The sequence below is a fragment of the Chryseobacterium daecheongense genome, assembly GCF_003729955.1.
Lineage (GTDB): Bacteria > Bacteroidota > Bacteroidia > Flavobacteriales > Weeksellaceae > Chryseobacterium > Chryseobacterium daecheongense.
The window spans coordinates 994,483-1,015,217 of the sequence record NZ_RJTX01000001.1 but is presented as its reverse complement, the minus strand read 5'-3'; the positions used below and the strand labels follow the sequence as shown (position 1 = coordinate 1,015,217).

Annotated in this window: 14 protein-coding genes; 11 read left to right on the top strand and 3 right to left on the bottom strand. The window is 36.4% G+C overall.

Annotation, left to right across the window (positions count from 1 at the left end; translation table 11 throughout):
* Positions 1 to 129 precede the first annotated feature (129 nt).
* Complete coding sequence (locus EGI05_RS04720; protein ID WP_123261896.1) at positions 130 to 2,049, top strand: vWA domain-containing protein; 1,920 nt, start codon at positions 130 to 132, stop codon at positions 2,047 to 2,049.
* A 143-nt stretch (positions 2,050 to 2,192) separates the two neighbouring features.
* On the opposite strand, the gene EGI05_RS04715 is transcribed toward EGI05_RS04720, so the two are convergent.
* The 3 genes from EGI05_RS04715 to EGI05_RS04705 form a co-directional block, all read right to left on the bottom strand.
* A complete protein-coding gene (locus EGI05_RS04715; protein ID WP_123261895.1) occupies positions 2,193 to 3,776 on the bottom strand; it encodes a hypothetical protein in 1,584 nt (527 codons plus the stop codon).
* 262 nt (positions 3,777 to 4,038) lie between these two features.
* Positions 4,039 to 4,653, bottom strand: a complete 615-nt coding sequence (locus EGI05_RS04710; RefSeq protein WP_123261894.1) for a response regulator transcription factor — start codon at positions 4,651 to 4,653, stop codon at positions 4,039 to 4,041.
* Positions 4,650 to 7,661: a sensor histidine kinase gene (locus EGI05_RS04705; protein ID WP_123261893.1), complete on the bottom strand. Its 3,012-nt coding sequence runs from the start codon at positions 7,659 to 7,661 to the stop codon at positions 4,650 to 4,652. Before EGI05_RS04705 ends, EGI05_RS04710 begins: the two co-directional genes overlap by 4 nt.
* Before the next feature lie 161 nt (positions 7,662 to 7,822).
* On the opposite strand from EGI05_RS04705, the gene EGI05_RS04700 reads away from it, so the two are divergent.
* The 10 genes from EGI05_RS04700 (at position 7,823) to EGI05_RS04655 (ending at position 20,580) form a co-directional block, all read left to right on the top strand.
* Positions 7,823 to 8,326: a GbsR/MarR family transcriptional regulator gene (locus EGI05_RS04700; RefSeq protein WP_123261892.1), complete on the top strand. Its 504-nt coding sequence runs from the start codon at positions 7,823 to 7,825 to the stop codon at positions 8,324 to 8,326.
* Positions 8,327 to 8,398: 72 nt separating this feature from the next.
* Complete coding sequence (locus tag EGI05_RS04695) at positions 8,399 to 9,106, top strand: DUF2071 domain-containing protein (protein ID WP_123261891.1); 708 nt, start codon at positions 8,399 to 8,401, stop codon at positions 9,104 to 9,106.
* A gap of 178 nt (positions 9,107 to 9,284) precedes the next feature.
* Complete coding sequence (locus EGI05_RS04690; RefSeq protein WP_123261890.1) at positions 9,285 to 10,730, top strand: alpha-L-fucosidase; 1,446 nt, start codon at positions 9,285 to 9,287, stop codon at positions 10,728 to 10,730.
* Entirely contained in the window at positions 10,730 to 13,390 is a 2,661-nt protein-coding gene (locus tag EGI05_RS04685; protein WP_123261889.1) for a beta-glucosidase, read from the top strand. The genes EGI05_RS04690 and EGI05_RS04685 overlap by 1 nt, the downstream gene beginning before the upstream one ends.
* 104 nt (positions 13,391 to 13,494) lie before the next feature.
* A complete protein-coding gene (locus tag EGI05_RS04680) occupies positions 13,495 to 13,758 on the top strand; it encodes a hypothetical protein (RefSeq protein ID WP_123261888.1) in 264 nt (87 codons plus the stop codon).
* Between the two features lie 218 nt (positions 13,759 to 13,976).
* On the top strand, positions 13,977 to 15,365 hold the full coding sequence (gene lpdA / locus EGI05_RS04675) for a dihydrolipoyl dehydrogenase (protein ID WP_123261887.1): 1,389 nt from the start codon (positions 13,977 to 13,979) through the stop codon (positions 15,363 to 15,365).
* 67 nt (positions 15,366 to 15,432) lie between these two features.
* A complete protein-coding gene (locus tag EGI05_RS04670; RefSeq protein WP_123261886.1) occupies positions 15,433 to 16,020 on the top strand; it encodes a hypothetical protein in 588 nt (195 codons plus the stop codon).
* Positions 16,021 to 16,144: 124 nt separating this feature from the next.
* A complete protein-coding gene (locus EGI05_RS04665; RefSeq protein WP_123261885.1) occupies positions 16,145 to 17,716 on the top strand; it encodes a membrane dipeptidase in 1,572 nt (523 codons plus the stop codon).
* Between the two features lie 65 nt (positions 17,717 to 17,781).
* Positions 17,782 to 19,722, top strand: a complete 1,941-nt coding sequence (locus EGI05_RS04660) for a S9 family peptidase (RefSeq protein ID WP_123261884.1) — start codon at positions 17,782 to 17,784, stop codon at positions 19,720 to 19,722.
* A 66-nt stretch (positions 19,723 to 19,788) separates the two neighbouring features.
* Positions 19,789 to 20,580, top strand: a complete 792-nt coding sequence (locus tag EGI05_RS04655; RefSeq protein ID WP_123261883.1) for a patatin-like phospholipase family protein — start codon at positions 19,789 to 19,791, stop codon at positions 20,578 to 20,580.
* Positions 20,581 to 20,735 lie beyond the last annotated feature (155 nt).

Below are 20,735 nucleotides of genomic sequence, written 5' to 3'. Positions count from 1 at the left end.
TAAAATTTGGAATGAGTATACACCGGATTAAGAGGATTAACTTTTTATATGCTAGCCCTGAAATTAACAATTTTTAATATCTATTAAAATTGCTTTAAAATAAATAACAACCGCTAAAATAAATTAACGATGAGAAAAATCTGTATGCCGATTCTGGTTTTCGCTTTACTGGGAAGCTGTAAAACTAAAGATGTATCCAATTCATCTAAAGAATCCAAACCGTTGAGTATTAAAAAAGATAAAGATCAGGATCACATTCCGAATAAGCTTGATCAATGCCCTGAATTAGCCGGACCTGTTGAAAATAACGGCTGTCCGTGGCCAGAAACTGATGGAGACGGAGTGATTGATAAGGATGATGCCTGTCCTACAGTAGCCGGACCACCGGAAAACAATGGATGCCCATGGCCAGATACAGATGGCGACGGAATCCTGGATAAAGATGATGCTTGTCCTACAGTTCCCGGATTGCCTGAGTATAATGGCTGCCCAAAACCTAAGATGATGACCGCAATGGAAGTAGAAAGTTCTTTTGATCTTGAGAGCTCTTATCCAATAGGCAGGGTATATAATAACCAGGTTGGAACGAAAAAAAATGGAAAGAAAACAGCCAAGCCTTCAAGATATTATAATGATGAAGAATATAATGCTTTGATTGAAAATCCTTTTGAGTTAACGCAAAATCAACCGTTATCTACTTTCTCGATTGACGTAGACAATGCTTCCTATTCCAATGTGCGAAGAATGATACAATATGGAGGAGTAGATAAAAATGCAGTAAGAGTGGAAGAGATGATCAATTATTTCAGATATGATTATCCACAGCCGAAAAAGAACCATCCTTTCTCTATTAATACGGAACTTAATGCCGCTCCATGGAATCAGAGCCATAAACTCCTGAAAATAGGACTCAAAGGAAAAGATATCCCGATGGATAATCTTCCGCCGTCCAATATTGTTTTCCTTATTGATGTTTCCGGGTCTATGGATCAGGAAAATAAATTGCCGTTGCTGAAATCTTCTTTCAAAATTTTATTAGACCAGTTAAGCCCACAGGATAAAGTAGCAATGGTAGTGTATGCCGGAAATGCAGGAGTGGTTTTACCTCCTACTTCGGCTGCCGAAAAGGCAAAGATCACGGAAGCTTTAGACAGATTGCAGGCAGGAGGAAGTACCGCAGGAGGAGCCGGAATTGAACTGGCTTATAAACTGGCAGAAGAAAATTTTATAAAAGGTGGAAATAACCGTGTGGTTTTGGCAACAGATGGAGACTTTAATGTAGGAACGTCATCTACAACAGATCTTGAAAGCCTGATTGAAGAAAAAAGAAAATCCGGAGTATTCCTGACTTGTCTTGGCTACGGAATGGGTAATTATAAAGACAACAAAATGGAAACGCTGGCCGATAAAGGGAATGGGAACTATGCTTATATAGACAACCTGAAGGAGGCTAATAAATTTTTAGCAAAAGAGTTTGTCGGAAATATTTATACCATTGCCAAAGATGTGAAAATCCAGATTGAGTTCAATCCTAAATATGTGAAATCCTATCGATTGATTGGATATGAAAACAGAAAATTAAGGAATGAAGACTTTGCAGATGATCACATTGATGCCGGAGAATTGGGAAGCGGACACACCGTTACTGCTTTATACGAAGTGATTCCAACAAACGTGGATTCTGAATTTTTGCCAAAGAAAAGCAAGCTAAAATACAGTACAACTTCAAAAACTCAAAAGTTTGGAGATGAGTTAGCTACCATCAAATTCAGGTATAAAAAACCGGAAGGAACAAAGAGTAGTGAGATGATTCAGGTTGTCAAAAACTCTTCGGTTACCAATGCAAAAGCGAGTTCAGACTTCAAATTTGCTGCTTCTGTGGCCTGGTTCGGTTTGGTTTTAAGAGAATCAAAATTAATCAAGAAGAAAAATCTTAAAGAAATTGAAAACTTAGCCAGACAAAATAAAGGCAAAGATGCAGAAGGCTACAGAACAGAATTTGTGAAAATGATTCAGGGCTATCATACTATTAAAAGTAGTAGGAACTAAAAAACAGGCACTCCAATGAGTGCCTGTTTTGTTTTAATAAATCCCCTCCTGAATGGGGAACTATTTTTCTTCATCGTCTGCAACGTATCATTGCCTTGATTATAGAAAGGAGGGGAAATATTTATGAAAAGGGAAGTTTTTATTTAGTTTTGGAATTTTACAAAATCCAGATAAAATCCGGGGTTTCCAACATTGAAACCGGCTGGAACTATGAAATTGGTTTTACCGGCTAACACTGTATAGGTTCCCGGAGTAGCAAAATATAATACACGGTTTTGGTCACGAGGGAACATAAAAGCTGCTGTATTCGATCCACAATAGCTTCTCCACACCTCTCCAATACCATTGATATAAAACCAATAATCATTACATTCGGAATTTATAGCAATACCACTACGGAAAAAATACCATCCTTTTGCAGGAATTGTCACTGAAATCCCGGTAGGTAAAGCTCCACCACCAGTTGGTCCTGTAAAAGGATTAACTAATGTCCCTGTATAGGAAGTCCAGTTATCAGCAAACGCTGTGGTAACGGTTGATGACCATGTCGCTAATCCATTGGCATCGCTGGTTAGTACATATCCTAACTGTTGAGTACCATCTTTAATTTGTAAAGCTCCGTTGGTAGTACCATTATCAATAACTAACTTAGCATTAGCAGCTCCCGTAGGAACGGTATTTGAACCTACTAAAAGTTTTCCGGTTCCGTCTATACTTAAGTTATTTCCGGCGGTGGCAATGTTTGTTGCCTGAGAAAGTGTACCTCCTAATCTTACATCACTTCCTGAAATGGTAGTACCATTACTTGCCGTAATATTATTAGTTCCGCTGCCACTGCCGTTACCACCTGAAAGTTCTGTGATGGACATCATTCCTATATCCGAATGTAGATCTGCAGTTCCTGCTCCTATAGTAAGCCTTACTTTTACCGAAGTATCAACTGTCGGTTTATAAATTGCGTAGGTTTCAGGCTGTCCCCCTATAGTTGTTACCGGATAATTATTAATGGCATCTATAACTCCACGAGTGCTGCTTGGAAGCGGGGTGTTAGTGGAAGCATCTACCCATTGATATAGAAAATAACCTCCTGCAAGTGAGAAATTAATTCCATGAAGTTGGCAACGCAATACATACGTTTTACCTGCCTTCAGATTGAAAACTCCTGAATTATAAGTGATATTGTTTGAGGTAAGGACAGATGAAAATACAACATCTGATCCGGCAGTAACATTCTGAACAGCAGTTGGTATCACTACAATATAATCTCCTGTTGAAGATCCAGCTAAGGATCCAGATGAAACAACTTCCCATGTAGAGCTGGCTCCCGTAAGACCTGTATTGATCAATTGTATACTCTGGTTGGCCGGAACGGAAACATTGGCATTTCCGTTAATGGTTTCAGAGCCAGCCGGATTGACGGTTATGGTAAAGTTTGTGTTATTTTTGATCGTGTACATCCTTCCCTTGAAATTCCCATTTCCCGTAATGGCGGCGGGTAAGTTAAAGGAGGCGTTGGCTGTCCCATTATACGATACATGGAAATCTGTTGCCGACAAATTGTAAGCAGTACTGGTTACCGCATTATATTTGGCTGCCACAGATCCGTTAATATCAATGGTAGATCCCGGGTTTACGGTATTGATCCCTACATTCCCAGCCTGTGAAAAGGCAATAGAGGAACTTAGCAGTGCTATTGCCTGCCATACTTTTGTAAATTTTTTTGACATTTATTTCTTGTTTTTAGCTTAGACCTTTCTCTTCATTAATAATTGCGGAAGAATAACATTCCGGATTATTGCTGTATTTTAATTTGTAGTGATATATTGATGTGTTATTTTTATGATATTAACAGATATTAATATTTGTTGTTTAATCATAATGTAAAATTATAGAATTTATTTTCTAAAAAATAATGTATTTTGTAGAAAAAAATAAATGAATTTGTAGAAAAAATTCTACAAAGTGTGAATTGTGTTGCAACAATTAGATCTAACTGATATAAGTTTGATATAATTTGATAAGGTCTGCTATGTTATTGGTTTTTAGCTTTTTGTGTATTCTTTTTTTGTAAGTACTGATGGTAGGCATTTGGATATTCATTTTATTTGAAATTTCCAGGTTGCCGTTTCCTTTAGCCAAGAGGGTAAAAATCTCATACTCTCTTTCAGATAAACTTTTTATGGAATCTATTGGAGATTCGTTGATCAGTTGATGAACAATGCCTGACGGATAATAATAACCTTCGGAAAATATGGTATTGACGGCATCTGAAATCTCTTCGGATTTACTTAATTTACTGATGTATCCATTAGCACCTTCCTTGATGTATTGAACAGCTATTTGCTCCTCATATGCAGAAAATATCAATATCTTGATGTCTGGATCAAGTGCCTTTATTTCCGTAATCATTTTTTTATTTTTGCTTTCAGGCATATTGATATCCAGGATAACAAGATCATATTTCTTCCGGGAAATTTTCTCCAGGGTTTCCGGGTAATTTTCGGCCTGATCTATAACCGCATCCTTGATTCTTGATTCTAAAATGATGCTCGTCCCTACGAGAACTATGTCATGATCATCTGCAATAAGAATGTTTTTACTCATCTTTTTTTATTTGTTAAAATCAGTTGGAAAGAAGTTCCCTGTAATTCATTTTTTTTGAAGATAATTTTTCCGCCGATCATTTGTAGTAACTGTAAAACGAGATGAAGCCCCATTCCGTATTTCTGTAATAATAGTTTTTCGTTGTCAATGTTGTCCTGAAGCCTTGTATAATAATCTATTTTCTTCTGCTCCATACCGATTCCGGTGTCTGTGATGAATAAAACAATATGTTCACCTCTTGTTTTGCTTTTCAGGGTTATTGTACCGTTTTGTGTGTATTTTACTGAGTTATCCATTAAGTTGTGAACAATGGCAGACAATATGTTTTTGCTGATCTGTATCATTAATGATTGATCTACCTGATTACTGATTACCGTATTGTTCTTCTCAGCAATTTCATTAAAAAGTGTTTTTTTCTCTTCTATCAGCTGATACAAAGAATATTGTTCAGTTTCATCTGATCTGTAATGGGTATAGATATCCGCATATTCTTTTAAAGTAAGTGTAAAATTATATAATTGATCCGAAGATTTATAAATGGAGGTAAGGATTTTTTCAATACGCTGTTTATTGAAGTTGCTGCCATCCAGAACTTCTTTAGCCGTTAATGCTATAAATTTCACGGGAGTGGTAATATCGTGGGTGATAGTGCCAATAAGTTTTTTTTGTTGTTCAACCTCTTTATGAAGCTTTTCTTTAGTGGTCACTAATTTTTCTACCGTATCAGAAAGAGTTTGGGTTCGGGAAGCTATGATCCCCTCCAGTTCTAGGTTTTTCTTTTTCAAAAAGCTTATTCTCCATTTTACCAATAAGTATAATAACAGGAGCAAAACAGAAAAAATAAATATTTTGAACCCAAGTGTTTGATAAAAATAGGGTGGGATAATGATGTTTATTTTTTTATAGACAAACTTGCCATCGTCAGAAACCAACATTTTTATCTCAAGAATGTGATTCCCATATCCAAGATTTGAAATAGAAAATTTTCTGTCTTTTCCGATTGGCTCCCATTTGGCATTAGGAGAACCTCCCAGTTTAGCTTCTATCACTACATTGTCGGAATTGGCATAAAAAGGCGCATCAATGAATATATCTATACGGCTGGATTTTTGGTCCAGGTGGAGATCCTTTTTAAAGTATTGTTCCTTGTTGTCCACCATGGCTCTCTCTATGTAGATTTTTTCAGGATAATAATTTTTTATTTTCAAAGGATTAAAGAAAACCAGCCCATTAAGAGAGGGAAGTACAAATTCTCCGTTTTTCAGTTGGTTTCCGCAAATATTACTGCCACCATTGAATTCATTAGTATTAAATCCGGCATCCTTTGTATATTTATAATAATTGACCCGGTATTTTTTATTTTGAGCATACTTCATAAGCTCACTTTCTAAAACCCTGTATAATCCGTTGTTGGTAGGGATCCAAAAATAACCGTTGGTATCTTCAAGAATAGTATGGGATGAAGAAATATTCTTATCCGCATCATAAGGCATCAGTATCAAATGGCCATTTTTTAATAAGTAAATTCCTTTGCCTGCAGCGGTGATCCAGACATTCCCATCTTTTGAACGAACGATATCCCGGATGGAGGTTAGCTCATTACCACTTATAGTGTAAACCTTATTGGTTTTTAGTGATATTTTATATAAAGATTTTGTAGTCCCTACAAGCATATTTTCTGCATCAAGCGGTAAGAATTTTGTGGGTTCATTCCTGAAAAATATTTTCTTTTCAGGATGGGTAAAAGATTGATCCTTGTATACAGCCAAAACCCCGTCAAACTCCGGAGTCTGATTATTTCTTAAATCTTTAAGTATTGCGTAGTACTTTTTATCATCGAAGAAGAAATCTTTTAAAAATACCTTTTTTATACTCTTTGTTTTTTTAAAAGAGGAAGACTTTTGGTAAATGATAACATCATTGGTACTCATCGTAACAATATTTCCGGCTTCATCATAATCCATAAAATAGGGAGAAGTATTTTTGAAATCCTTATTTTCTATAAGACCATTGCGGTTGTAAACCTCTCCAAAAATGCTTATCACAGAAGAAGAACCATAAGGTAGTGTGGCGTAAAAAACAGATTCAGGCTTTGAAGGAGGTCTCTTGACACTGACGAAGTCTGAAAGGCTAATAATTTGAAGACCATCTATACTGCTCCCCAAATATAATTTCTTGTACTTCTTATCATAATAAATGCTGATGAAATTTTCATCTTTTACGTTGTCGAGAGTAATGATCTTAGATGTTTTAAGCTGTTTATCATGATAATTGCAAGAGTAAATAGTGCCTTTATTGATGATAAATATCTGATTGTTGATCTGGCTCCATAAAATTTTACTATTGATATCTGTCAATAAAGGAACATCATAACTATCACTGATTCCCCCTTTTTCTATTTTTCTAATTTTTTTGGACGGAATATCTATATAAAACAGCAATTGGTCAAGTGCGAAAACCCTGGGCGTGTTTTTATAGATAGGATGTATAGATAGCTTTTTTTCAACTTTTGAATGGAAATCTTCATATATTAAAAAGTTTTCTTGCAAATAATATCTTCCGTCTTTAAAATTCATATAGAAATTCATCCCTGAGGAGGACGCATAACTATAATTGGAGCAGTATAAAAGATAATTGGTGTGATGCTTAAGAATAAAATTGGGAAACTTATTGATAGTTGCCACTTTAGGGAATTTATTATGCAGCAGCAGGCTTTTTCCAAATTCTCCTGTAGTGAAGATGCTGTCTCTTTCGGTATTTCCATAAAAATAAGTAAACCGCTGACTATTGAGTGGAAAGTTTTTATAGACCAAAAAACTGTTGCCATCATATCGTACGATGCCATTTTCTGTGGTGAGCCAGATAAATCCATATTTATCCTTAATAATGTCTTTTACACTATTTTGCGGAAGCCCATTATCCGTATTATAATATTGGATGTAAGGTTTCTGGCTATAAACAGAGGAAAATAAGATGAGAAAAAATACCAGGAGTAGATTATTTTTCAAGCCTTGTTATTTGATATTGTTACAAAGGTATCTTATGTGTTAGTAAAACCCAAAAATCAAGGATCTATTTTCAAAAACTTAATTTAAATTTTATTTTCAGAAATTATTGAAAATTCAAAATATTTAATTATATTTGTAATAGAAATTAAATAGTCAATAAAATGAAACTTTCAGAAGCTAAAGAAAAATATATTCAGACTTGGGGAACCTTTGCTACCAATTGGGGGATCAACCGTACCATGGCACAGGTTCATGCATTGCTTTTGGCAAGTGATAAACCGCTTTCTACGGATGAGGTGATGGAACAGCTGGAAATTTCCAGAGGAAATGCCAATATGAATTTAAGAGGCTTGATGGATTGGGGAATCGTGAAGAAAGAATTGATTAAAGGAGACAGAAAAGAGTACTTTGTGGCTGAAAAAGATGTTTGGTTTCTGTTCAAACAAATTACCAAAGAACGAAGAAAAAGAGAAATTGAGCCCGTGATTTCTTTTTTGGAAGAATTGAAAGAGATTGATGAAAAGGACACACCCGAAGCCAAGGAATTCATTAAATTGATGGAAGACTTTAGTTCAGTTACCGGAAAAATCAATAATATTATGGATCTCGCGATCAAAAGTGATGATCACTGGCTAGTAGGAAAGATTACCAATTTATTAAAATAGAAAGGATTTTAAATCCTTTTTTATTTCAAATGTGGTTTCAAAAATTATTGAAAATACAGAAATATTTAAACAATGAGAAAGAACTACAAATTCATGACCTGCCATTGGGAAAACCTGATCTATATTAATTTCCAAATACAGCCGGAATTGCTATCCGGAATGTTACCCGAAGATATAGAACCGGATACTTTAGACGGAAAAGCCATATTAAGCATAGTTTGTTTCGAGTTTTCCAATGCAAGGTTATTCGGTTGTAAAATTCCTTTTCATCAATATTTTCCTGAAGTCAATATAAGAACCTATGTGAAAAGAAAAGATAATGGAAACGTAAAAGGTATTTACTTCCTTTCTGAGATGGTTCCGAAGCTGATGACATTTTTCACAGGAAAATTTATATATGGAGAACCCTTTTCATTACGGGACCTGACCATTTCAAAAAAAGAAAATCAATTAAAATATACCATTAAAGATGCAGTATGTGAAATGAGTATAGAAGCTGAAAAAACTGCTGGTCCGAAAGCCCAAAGATGGACTGAAGAGCAGAAATTCGTCATTAATAGAAGTCTTGCCTTCTGTGGAAAAGCAGGTAAAAACAGCAAAATGTATGAAGTTTTACATCAGCCGTGGAACTTAATCCCAATAAAAAATCCTGATTTTGTTATTAAAAGAATAAAACATATTAATTCTACAGTTCAAAATATACTGCTGCAAAGAACTCCTGAAAGTATTTTTATGACAGACGGTTCTAAGGTGGAAGTTTTTAAAAATTCATTTATATGAAAACACTGATCTTTACAATTTGGATGTATGTCACCTTCAAATTACAGAATAAACGCACCAGAGGAGATTTTCTTAATCTTTAAATTTGTGATTTTATCGGAATCGGACGAAAGACTAATCTTTTATCAATGTATTGCCGATTCATAAATCATAAGTAAATTAGCACAAAGGATTCTTTATGCTTATCAAACAAAAAACTAAAACCCTATTTCTATCATCATTACTTATTTCTACAACATTTTTTTCTCAGGCTCATAATGTTTCGGAAGGATATCAGAAACCTGCAGATCCGCTGGTTGTTCAGAATCTTGAAAACTGGCAGGATTTAAAGTTTGGGCTCTTCATGCACTGGGGTACCTACAGCCAGTGGGGAATTGTAGAAAGTTGGAGTTTGTGCCCGGAAGACGAATCATGGACCCAACGTAAACCGGAGCATGGAAAATCGTATGATGAATACGTAAAGAACTATGAGAATCTTCAGACAACCTTTAACCCAACACAGTTTGATCCGCAAAAGTGGGCAGATGCAGTGAAAAAGGCAGGAATGAAGTATGTGGTATTCACAACGAAGCACCATGACGGATTTGCTATGTTTGATACCCAGCAATCCGATTATAAAATAACCTCCCCTAAAACTCCTTTTTCAAAGAACCCGAAAGCAGATGTTACAAAAGAAATTTTCAACACATTCAGGAAAGAAGGTTTCAAAATCGGAGCTTATTTTTCAAAGCCGGATTGGCATTCGGATGACTATTGGTGGCCTTATTTCCCGCCAAAAGACAGAAATGTGAACTATGACCCTAAAAAATATCCCGAAAGATGGGAAAGTTTCAAAAAGTTCACCTTCAATCAGCTCAATGAAATCACTTCTCGTTATGGCAAAATAGATATTCTCTGGCTGGACGGAGGTTGGGTCCGTCCTTTTCATACCATCGATCCTAAAGTGGAATGGCAAAGAACCATCAAAATGGAACAGGATATAGATATGGATAAAATCGGAGCAATGGTCCGCAAAAATCAACCGGGAATTATCATTGTAGACCGTACTGTTCCCGGAAAATGGGAAAATTATGTGACTCCGGAGCAGGCGGTCCCGGAACACGCACTTTCTATCCCATGGGAGAGCTGTATTACGATGGGAGATTCATTTTCCTATGTCCCGAACGACAACTACAAGTCTTCTCAAAAAATCATAGAAACATTAATCAAAATCATTTCCAGAGGAGGAAATTATCTGATGAATATTGCTCCGGGTCCCAACGGAGATTATGATCCTGTTGTTTATGAAAGACTAAAAGAAATTTCAGGATGGATGGATATGAATCAGTCTGCTGTTTTTGCCACCAGAAGCGCAGCTCCTTATCATGAGGGAAGTTTTTATTACACCCAAAGTAAAGATGGGAAAACTGTGAATGTTTTTCATATGGATGAAAAAACAAACTATCAGTCACCGGCGTCGCTTACTTTTTCAGTTCCTGAAAACTTTCAACCCAAATCATTGAAAGTATTGGGGATTTCATCGAAAATCCAATGGAAAAAAACATCAGGAAATACGATTGAAATCAAATTACCTGAAGAAAGGGAAAATCTGAAGTATGCAACGGTAATTCAAATCACAAAATAATGAAGTCATATCGTTTTAAATGGATCGGAATTACGCTGTTCAGTGTCGTTTTTATTTCTGCTCAAAAACCACTCTATAAAGATCCAAAACAACCTGTTGAAGTAAGAGTCCAGGATTTGTTGAAGAGAATGACTCCGGAAGAAAAATTCTGGCAATGTTTCATGATTCCGGGAGATCTGGATAATGTTCCGAAAGATCAGTATTCACACGGGATTTTTGGATTTCAGGTAAGTGCAGGGAATCAGGGAGGCGGAGCGGCAGGACAGTTGCTGAAATACAATGCAAACGAAGATGCGGAAAGACTGGTGAAAAAAATCAATGCCATTCAAAAATACTTTGTAGAAGAATCAAGATTGGGAATTCCAATCATTCCATTTGATGAAGCACTGCACGGATTGGTAAGAGAAGGAGCCACCGCTTTTCCGCAGGCGATCGGTTTGGCGGCCACTTTCAACCCTGAACTGATGAAAAAAGTTTCGGCTGCTATTGCCAAAGAATCCAGGCTGAGAGGAATTCGTCAGATTTTGACACCTGTAGTGAATCTGGCAAACGATGTGAGATGGGGAAGAACAGAAGAAACGTATGGAGAGGACCCGTTTTTGACTTCTGTAATGGGAGTTCATTTTGTGAGCTCATTTGAAAATCAGGGAATCATTACCACTCCAAAACATTTTTTGGCCAATGTAGGAGAGGGCGGAAGAGATTCCTATCCGATCCACTGGAGCAGAAGATATCTGGAAGAAACTCATCTGATGCCTTTTCATAAAGCATTTACCCAGGGAAAAAGCAGATCGGTCATGACTTCATACAATTTGTTGGATGGAAGACCTTCCACAGCCAATCATTGGTTACTGACGGAAAAATTAAAAAGAGACTGGAATTTCAAAGGTTTTGTCATCAGTGATGCAAGTGCGGTAGGAGGTGCCAATGTGCTGCATTTTACTGCAAAGGATTATGATGATGCTTCCGCACAGGCTATCAATGCGGGGCTTGATGTGATCTTCCAGACAGAATACAAGCATTACAAACTATTCATACCCCCGTTTTTGGATGGAAGAATTTCCAAAGAAAGAATTGATGATGCCGTATCAAGAGTTCTGAGAGCGAAATTTGAACTGGGATTGTTTGAAAATCCTTACGTTTCAACACAAGAGATTCAGGAATTAAAAAAGCTTAATCACAAACCCTTAGCAGAAAAAACAGCGGCGGAGTCATTTGTTTTGCTTCAAAATAATAACCGCACACTTCCTGTCTCAGAAAATATAAAGAAAATTCTAATTGTTGGAACAGATGCCGTTGATGCAAGATTAGGCGGGTATTCCGGACCGGGAAACAAAAAAGTAAGTATACTGGACGGAATTAAAAGCTTTACCAAAAATAAAAACATCGAAATCACTTATTCAAAGGGGATTGACTGGAATGTAAAAAAATTTACAACAGTTCCAATTGAATTTCTTTCTTCTGACAATAAAAAAGGTTTAAAGGGAAACTATTTTTCCAATAGCAGCTTAAAGGGCACTCCTGTTGTTGAAAGAAAGGATGAACAGCTCAGTTTCAAATGGACGTTATATTCCCCCGATCCAGAAAAATTGCAGCCTGATAACTATAGCGTTCGATGGACCGGGAAGCTGGATGCTCCGGGTTCAGGAAAATATAAACTCGGATTACGTGGAAATGACGGCTTCAGACTCTACCTGAATGGAAAATTAGTGATTGATCAATGGGAAAAATTAAGCTATTCCACCAAAACAATAGATGTTGATTTCAGTAAAGGCCAAACATATGATATAGCTGTAGAATTTCATGAAAACAGAGGGGAAGCCAATATTGAACTGATCTGGAATTATGGTCTGAATGATTATCAGAAAGATTTTAATGAAGCCTTACAGCTGGCTCGAAATGCAGATTATATTATTGTAACGGCAGGAATTCATGAAGGAGAATTCCAGGACCGCTCTTCACTGAGTTTACCCGGAAATCAGGAATCATTTATTCATGAAGTTTCAAAATTGAATAAACCCACTACAGTTATTCTGATCGGAGGCTCTGCTATAAAAACAACAGGCTGGAAGGATAAAGTCGGAGCTATTCTTGATGTGTGGTATCCCGGAGAAGAAGGAGGGAATGCAGTGGCAAAAACCCTGTTCGGAGCCGAAAATCCATCAGGAAAACTCCCAATTACTTTCCCGGTTGAAGAAGGACAATTACCTTTAACTTACAACCATCATCCAACAGGAAGAGGAAATGATTATCATGATCTAAGTGGTGAACCATTATATCCGTTTGGTTTCGGATTAAGTTATACTACTTTTGAAATCTCTGGATTACAGTTGGATAAAACGAAATATACAAAAAGCGAGACCATAATTGCTAAAGTAAATGTTAAAAATACAGGTTCAAAAGCCGGAAGCGAAGTGGTACAGTTATATATAAAAGACATGTTGGCTTCAGTGTCAAGACCGATTATTGAATTAAAAGGATTTCAGAAAATAGAATTACAGCCGGGAGAATCAAAGTCTGTCACTATTGAAGTACCGGTGAAGGAATTACAGTTTTTAGATGAAAAAATGAGCTGGACGGTAGAAAAAGGAACTTACAGAATTATGGTAGGAAACTCCTCAAAAAACCTTTCTTTAAAGCAAAATATTGAGGTTCAGTAAAATGCTGTTTGCAATATGGTATGAAATATGTACATATATTGTAAACCATAATGAATTAATGGATCAGAGTTTATTGATTATTATTCATTCAAAAAGTAAATATTATGAAAAAGTTATTGATATCAGCCATTTTGTTATTGGGTATGTCAATGCATGTTTCTGCCCAAAAGCATCCTCCACGTCCTCCTGTTCCTTCGAGAACTGAAATGATCAACCTGAAATCGCGTGAGTTGGATAAAAAGTACAATACAGAAAAGAAAATGATTTTGAATCACCCGCTCCTGAGCAAGAAAATGAAGCAGGATCAGGTGAGAGCGTTAACGGAGAAATATAGAAGAGAGAAAAGAGCGCTTAGAAACCTGCCATAGATTTACTAAAACAATATTGAAATAGTTGAATTCTATGTAAATCAATTTTGTGAAAATTTTAATTAAAAATAAAATTTATTGAAAGAGAATGCTTTTTGTGTTCTCTTTTTTATTTAAAATTTAATAGAAATCCTCTTGCACTTACATTGTCAGATGAAATGACAGAAAGATTCAACATCCAATATTTTTCCTTAAATTCGCATAAAATTTTTAAACTAATGAATTACGATATTATTGTCATCGGAAGTGGTCCTGGTGGATATGTTACTGCCATCAGAGCAGCACAATTGGGTTTCAAAACTGCTATTATCGAAAAAGAAAACTTAGGGGGAATTTGTCTTAACTGGGGATGTATTCCAACTAAAGCTTTATTGAAATCTGCTCAGGTTTTTCATTATATCAATCATGCTGAAGATTATGGTTTGAACAAAGTGGAAGCAAGCTTTGAATTCCCAAACGTGATTCAGAGAAGCCGTGGCGTTGCCGGTAAAATGAGCAAAGGAATTGAATTCCTGATGAAAAAAAATAAGATTGACGTAATTCTTGGTACGGCAAAAGTTCAGCCTGGGAAAAAAGTTTCTGTTACAGATAAAGACGGTAAAGTAACTGAGTATTCAGCGAACCACATCATCATTGCAACAGGTGCCCGCTCAAGAGAATTACCGAACTTACCACAAGACGGTAAAAAAGTAATCGGATACAGACAGGCATTATCTCTTCCTGAGCAGCCGAAATCTATGATCGTTGTAGGTTCCGGAGCAATCGGGGTAGAATTTGCCGACTTCTATAACACAATGGGAACAAAAGTAACTATTGTTGAATTTATGCCAAACATCGTTCCTGTAGAGGATGAGGAAATTTCTAAGCACTTGGAAAAATCCCTGAAAAAATCAGGAATCGAGATTATGACCAATGCCTCTGTAGAAAGCGTTGATACAACAGGAGAAGGCGTAAAAGCCAACGTAAAAACGGCCAACGGAAATATTACCCTTGAAGCTGATATTTTATTATCTGCGGTAGGTATTGCTGCTAACATCGAAAATATCGGTTTAGAAGAAGTGGGAATCCAGACAGATAAAGGAAGAGTTTTAGTCAACGAATGGTATGAAACTTCAGTTCCTGGTTATTATGCGATCGGAGATATCATCCCGACTCAGGCTTTAGCGCACGTTGCTTCTGCAGAAGGAATCACTTGTGTAGAAAAAATCAAAGGAATGCATGTTGAGAAAATCGACTATGGCAATATCCCTGGATGTACCTACTGTCACCCTGAAGTAGCTTCTGTAGGTCTTACAGAAAAACAGGCAAAAGAAAAAGGATACGAAATTAAAGTAGGTAAATTCCCTCTTTCTGCAAGTGGTAAAGCTACTGCTAACGGAAATACAGATGGATTCATTAAAGTTATTTTCGATGCAAAATATGGTGAATGGTTAGGTTGCCATATGATTGGTGATGGAGTAACGGATATGGTTGCAGAAGCTGTTGTAGCTAGAAAATTAGAAACAACAGGACATGAGATCATCAAATCTATCCACCCGCACCCGACTGTTTCTGAAGCGATCATGGAAGCAGCAGCTGCTGCTTACGGAGAAGTGATCCATATTTAATAATAATAAGTATTATCAACTATAATAAAAGCCCGGATTTGTCTGGGCTTTTTTAAAATTACTAACTATGAAAGCCAAGTTTTTCATATTATTTTCTTTATTCTCTATGTTATGTTTTTCTCAGGAAAAAGAAGATAAAAGTTTTTTTCCGGCAGAATATGTCTTGAAAAACTCTAATGATACCATCAAAGCAAAAGTTAGGAATATGGGCAAATTCACCAATAAAAAATATTATTTTGCCACGGTGATATTCAAAATGAAAATGAAAGATGCTGATGGAAACGAAACCTGGGTGCAGCCCAATGACGTACAATACATTAAAATTACAGACGAAAATAAGATCAAACATGAATATTTCGCTTCAACAGGCAGATTGCCGACAGAAGAAGGGTTAATTGAAATTCTGTATGAAGGAAAGAATATCAATTGGTACAAAGATTATCATAATGCAATGCTTGATTATAATCTTCAGGTAAGAAGCTATCTTATTGATAAAAACAAGAAAGTTATTTATGCCGGTTTCTTTGATCGTTCCAAAGGAGATTTGAAAAAAATACTCAAAGATTATCCTGATTTGTTGGAAAACCTGAAGTCGGCTAAAACAGAAGGAGATTATCTGAAGATTATTCGTCTATATGATGCTAAAATAAATTAATAATAAACTTAATAAATCAACCACAGACTTTGTTTGTGGTTTTTTATGCTCAAAAATACCACAAAAGTAGAATGATATAATAAAGATTAAGTCACTAACTTTACGTAAACAAAAACCAAACACCATGAAATATTTTGATTTTCATTGCCATCCTGTGTTGAAACAGTTGTTTAATGATACCCCAAACATCGATGCTTTTATTTACAGAAGCGATGTGGCGGCACTGCCCAAAATGTGTTCCGATTTACCCAGCATCATTGAAACGCAGACCCATCCTACGCAGCTGGCGGAATTCAGTGATGAGGTGATTCTGGGAGCAGTACTTTATAGTGTGGAACGATATGTGGCACAAACCGTAATTCCGCTTCAGGGGTATTTGAAAAAAACTTCCCGTTTCAAACTGTCCGAAAAGCTGTTAAACGATATTGTTCAGAATAACAATAAACCTTTTTCCGACTTTTTAATGAAGCGGACTTTGAATGAATATCTCCAGTCTTCATCATTTAATATTCTTACCAGGAAGAGCTTCCAAAAATCGCTTCCGAAAAATAAAGTCAATGTCTTTTTCACCATTGAAGGTTGCCATTCATTAGTAGACAGCCCGAATTTTTGTGATGCTGTTCATAAATATAAACCGGCTGATATTCTTAAAAACCTGGATAAAGTACAGGAAAAAGTAAAAGTATTATCCATTAATATTACCCACCTTCAACAATCCAGTTTGTGCAATCAGGCATTCGGAATGCAGGTAGCGGATTCCAAGCCGTTTTTTCCTTCCGGGAACGGTCTTGAGAATGATGGAAGAACAGTGGTGCAGGGAATTTTTGACCGGAAAATCTGTGTGGATGTAAAACACATGAGTTATAAGTCCCGAAAAGATGTAATGAGTGAGATTGATGCGGGGAAATTCAAAAACGTACAGCCGCTTGTTTGTACTCATGCAGGATTTACGGGAGTATCTTTTAAAGATTGGGCAGGACATATCCAGCTTAAAAAACCTCTTTCCGGAGCATTATATCTTGAAATTACCAAATCTTTGCATATAGAAAATAGTCCAAGAAGACCAGGATTCCCAACCTTTAATGCTTCAACTATTAATTTGTTCGATGAAGAAATTGCCTGGATCGTGAAAAACGGAGGAGTTATTGGTGTTTCATTGGACAGAAGGATTTTAGGATATGTTGATAAATATGATGATGATCCAACAGGAATCACCGAAATGGAAAGAATTGTAGATAAAGAATTCTTTTCAAAAACAGAATGGGCCGCCTTAGGAATTAAAAATGAAGAGATTGGAAAATTGATTATTGATGACGAGCATCTTACGATGAGTGAATTGGAAGAGAACACAGAAAGCAGCATTCCTCAGCGCAATGAATATTTCTATGACCATATCCTGTACCATATCAAACACTATTTCCAGGTTTGTGTCAATAACGGAATCTCTATCAGTAAAGCACAAAAGCAGATAACCATTGGAACAGATTATGACGGATTGATCAATCCTTTCCTTAATATGCCGACCGTGAACAGAATGGCAGATCTCAAAAGCTATATCAGAATGAATATTAAATATTTTCTTAAGGATTTACAGGATTCCAAAAAATGGGCAGATCAGTTGAATGTGGATGCTTTTGTGGAAGATCTGTTTTATAACAACGGGTATCAATTTGTAAAATCAAGATTTGAAATTTGATGAAACCAGAAGTTGAATAAACCATTTTTACAGAAAATTCATTAATTTCATGCAAATTTATTAGTATGAAAAACAAATCTATTATTCTGGCTTTTTCTTTAACCGGGATTCTTCTTTCTGCCCAGCAGAAAAATGATGTTGTAAACCCCAATGAAAACCTGATCACAGAGAATATCCTTCCAATTCCCAAGAGTTTAAATCAGACGATAAAAAAATATTCCGAAAGCAGAAATGCAGGTTTGGCAGATGTACATCCTAATGGAAAAGAATTGATTGCAAGTACACGTTTTGCATCTACCAATCAGCTTCACAAGATTTCCTTTCCGTTAGGCGCCAGAAAGCAGATCACTTTTTTTGATGAACCGATAGGCTCTGCAACGTATGAGCCTACTAAAGGCGAGTATTTGATCTACTCAAAAGATATTGGCGGGAATGAATTTGGGCAGCTGTTCAAGCTTGATCTGAAAACAATGGAGTCAACACTTCTTACCGATGGCGGAAAATCGCAAAACGGAGGTGTGAAATGGAAAAAAGACGGTTCCGGATTTTACTTTACCTCCACCAAAAGAAATGGCGGAGACCGTGATATTTATTATATGGACCCCTCAAAACCCGGGGAAGCACAACTTATTTTAGAAGTGAAAGGAGGAGGTTGGGGAATCAATGATCTTTCGGACGATGGTAAGAAACTATTGATCGGAGAATACGTTTCCGCGAATGATTCCTATTTGTACATTTATGATCTTGAAACGAAAAAACTGGAACCTGTTACGGACAGAAATGAAAAAGGAGTCGTTCAGTCCGGTGCCACATTCGGAAAAAATCCGGATGAGATATGGTATGTGACTGATAGAGATAATGAATTTGACAGGCTGGCTGTTTTAAATACAAAAACTAAAAAAATCAATTATCTTACCTCTTCCATCCCTTGGAATGTGGAAGGGTATGATGTTTCGGAGGATAAATCCACTCTTATTTTCACGACCAATGAAAGCGGGATCAATAAGATGTATAAGCTGGATACCCGCACTAATAAATATTCTCCAGTTAAAACTTCTATAGGATTGATTGGTGGTGCCAAATTTACCAAAGATGGCAAGTATTTGTTTTTCACCCAATCAGCAGCCAACTCCGGATCTGATATTTACAAACTGGATCTTGCTACCAATAATATCGAACGATGGACGGAAAGCGAACAGGGAGAAATGCAGCCCGCAGATATGTCTGTTCCCAAACTGATTGAATGGAAAAGTTTTGACAATATGAAAATCTCAGGCTTTTATTATCCGGCAGCTTCTAAATTTACAGGAAAAAGACCGGTAGTGATTTCCATTCACGGCGGCCCGGAAGGACAATCTATGGCTTCTTCACTGGGCTCTTACAACTATTACACGAACGAATTGGGAGTGGCAATGATCTATCCGAATGTAAGAGGCTCCTCAGGATTTGGTAAAACATTTATCGCTGCGGATAACTGGTACCTAAGAATGAATTCTGTAAAAGATATAGGCGCTTTATTAGACTGGATTGCTAAACAACCGGAACTTGATAAAGATCGAATCATGATCATGGGGGGAAGCTATGGCGGATTTATGACTTTAGCTACCGCTTATGAGTATGCAGACAGAATAAGATGCTCAGTAGACGTTGTGGGAATTTCAGATTTCAATACATTCCTGAAAAATACGGAGGAATACCGCAGAGATTTAAGAAGGGTAGAATACGGTGACGAAAGAATCCCGAAAATGGCTGAATTTTTTACCAAAATTGCCCCTTTGAACAATATTGATAAGATTAAAAAACCGATGTTCATCATTCAAGGAACCAATGACCCGAGAGTACCTGTTTCTGAAGCAGTACAGATGCGGGATAAACTTAAAGCTCAGGGTAAAACAGTATGGTATCTGGAGGCTAAAAATGAGGGGCATGGATTCCGTAAAAAAGAGAATATAGATTTTCAGCGATTGGCAGTCATTAGATTCATGCAGGAATATCTGTTAAAATAATCGTAAAATCACCATATTTAGAAAAATTAATCTCATTTTCTCGCCCTGTTTTCTTAATTTTATTCTATGAATTTTGAGAAAGTAGGGCTTGTTTTATCCGGAGGCGGTACCAAAGGTATCGCGCATGCAGGAGTTTTAAAATTCTTAAACGAAAAAAATATCGACATTGATGTTCTGTCATGCTGTAGCGCCGGCTCCATAGTCGGATGCTTGCATGCTATAGGAAAAACTCCGGAAGAGATTCTGGAATTTTTCAATTCTGTGTATTTCTTCAACTGGAAACATTTTACATTTAACCAGCCGGGATTAGTTTCTTCCATAATTTTCAGAAATTACCTGAAACCTATTTTTCATGATATGAAATTAGGAGACTTGAATAAAGAAGTGAAAATTGTAGCCACAGAACTGGTTTCCGGAACTCAGAAAATATTCGACAAAGATTTTGAAGTTACGGATGCCATCATTGCCTCATGTTCAATTCCAGGAGTCACCACACCTTATATTATTGGTGAGGAAATGTACTGTGATGGGGGAGTACTGAATAATTTTCCGGCCGATATTATCAGAGATGAATGTGATAAACTTATCGGAGTATTTGTGTCTCCACCTCATGATATCAAAATTAATGATCTCAAATCGATTAAAGCCATTGTATCCCGTTCTTATGACCTTTTATCCTATAGAGTGGAAAAAGTGAAATTTGAATATTGCGACTGGTTTATTTCTTCCCAGAAACTCTCAAGTTATGGTACTTTCGAAAGAAAAAAAGACAGATTGGAAGAAATCTTCAATATCGGATATGAGGCGGCGAAAGAAAGCTATGATGAATATTTTTTAAAAATTGCAAAGAGCGGATAATCAGCTGCTTGGTAAAATATTTATCACTTTGTTTAATTTTTTTGTAACCGGATTGTAACTTCCATCGTATTAGCTCATATAAAAGGTAATATCCTTTTAAAACTCAAATGAAACTTATCAATTTCAAAAAATTCCTTTTAAAAGTGTCTGAAATC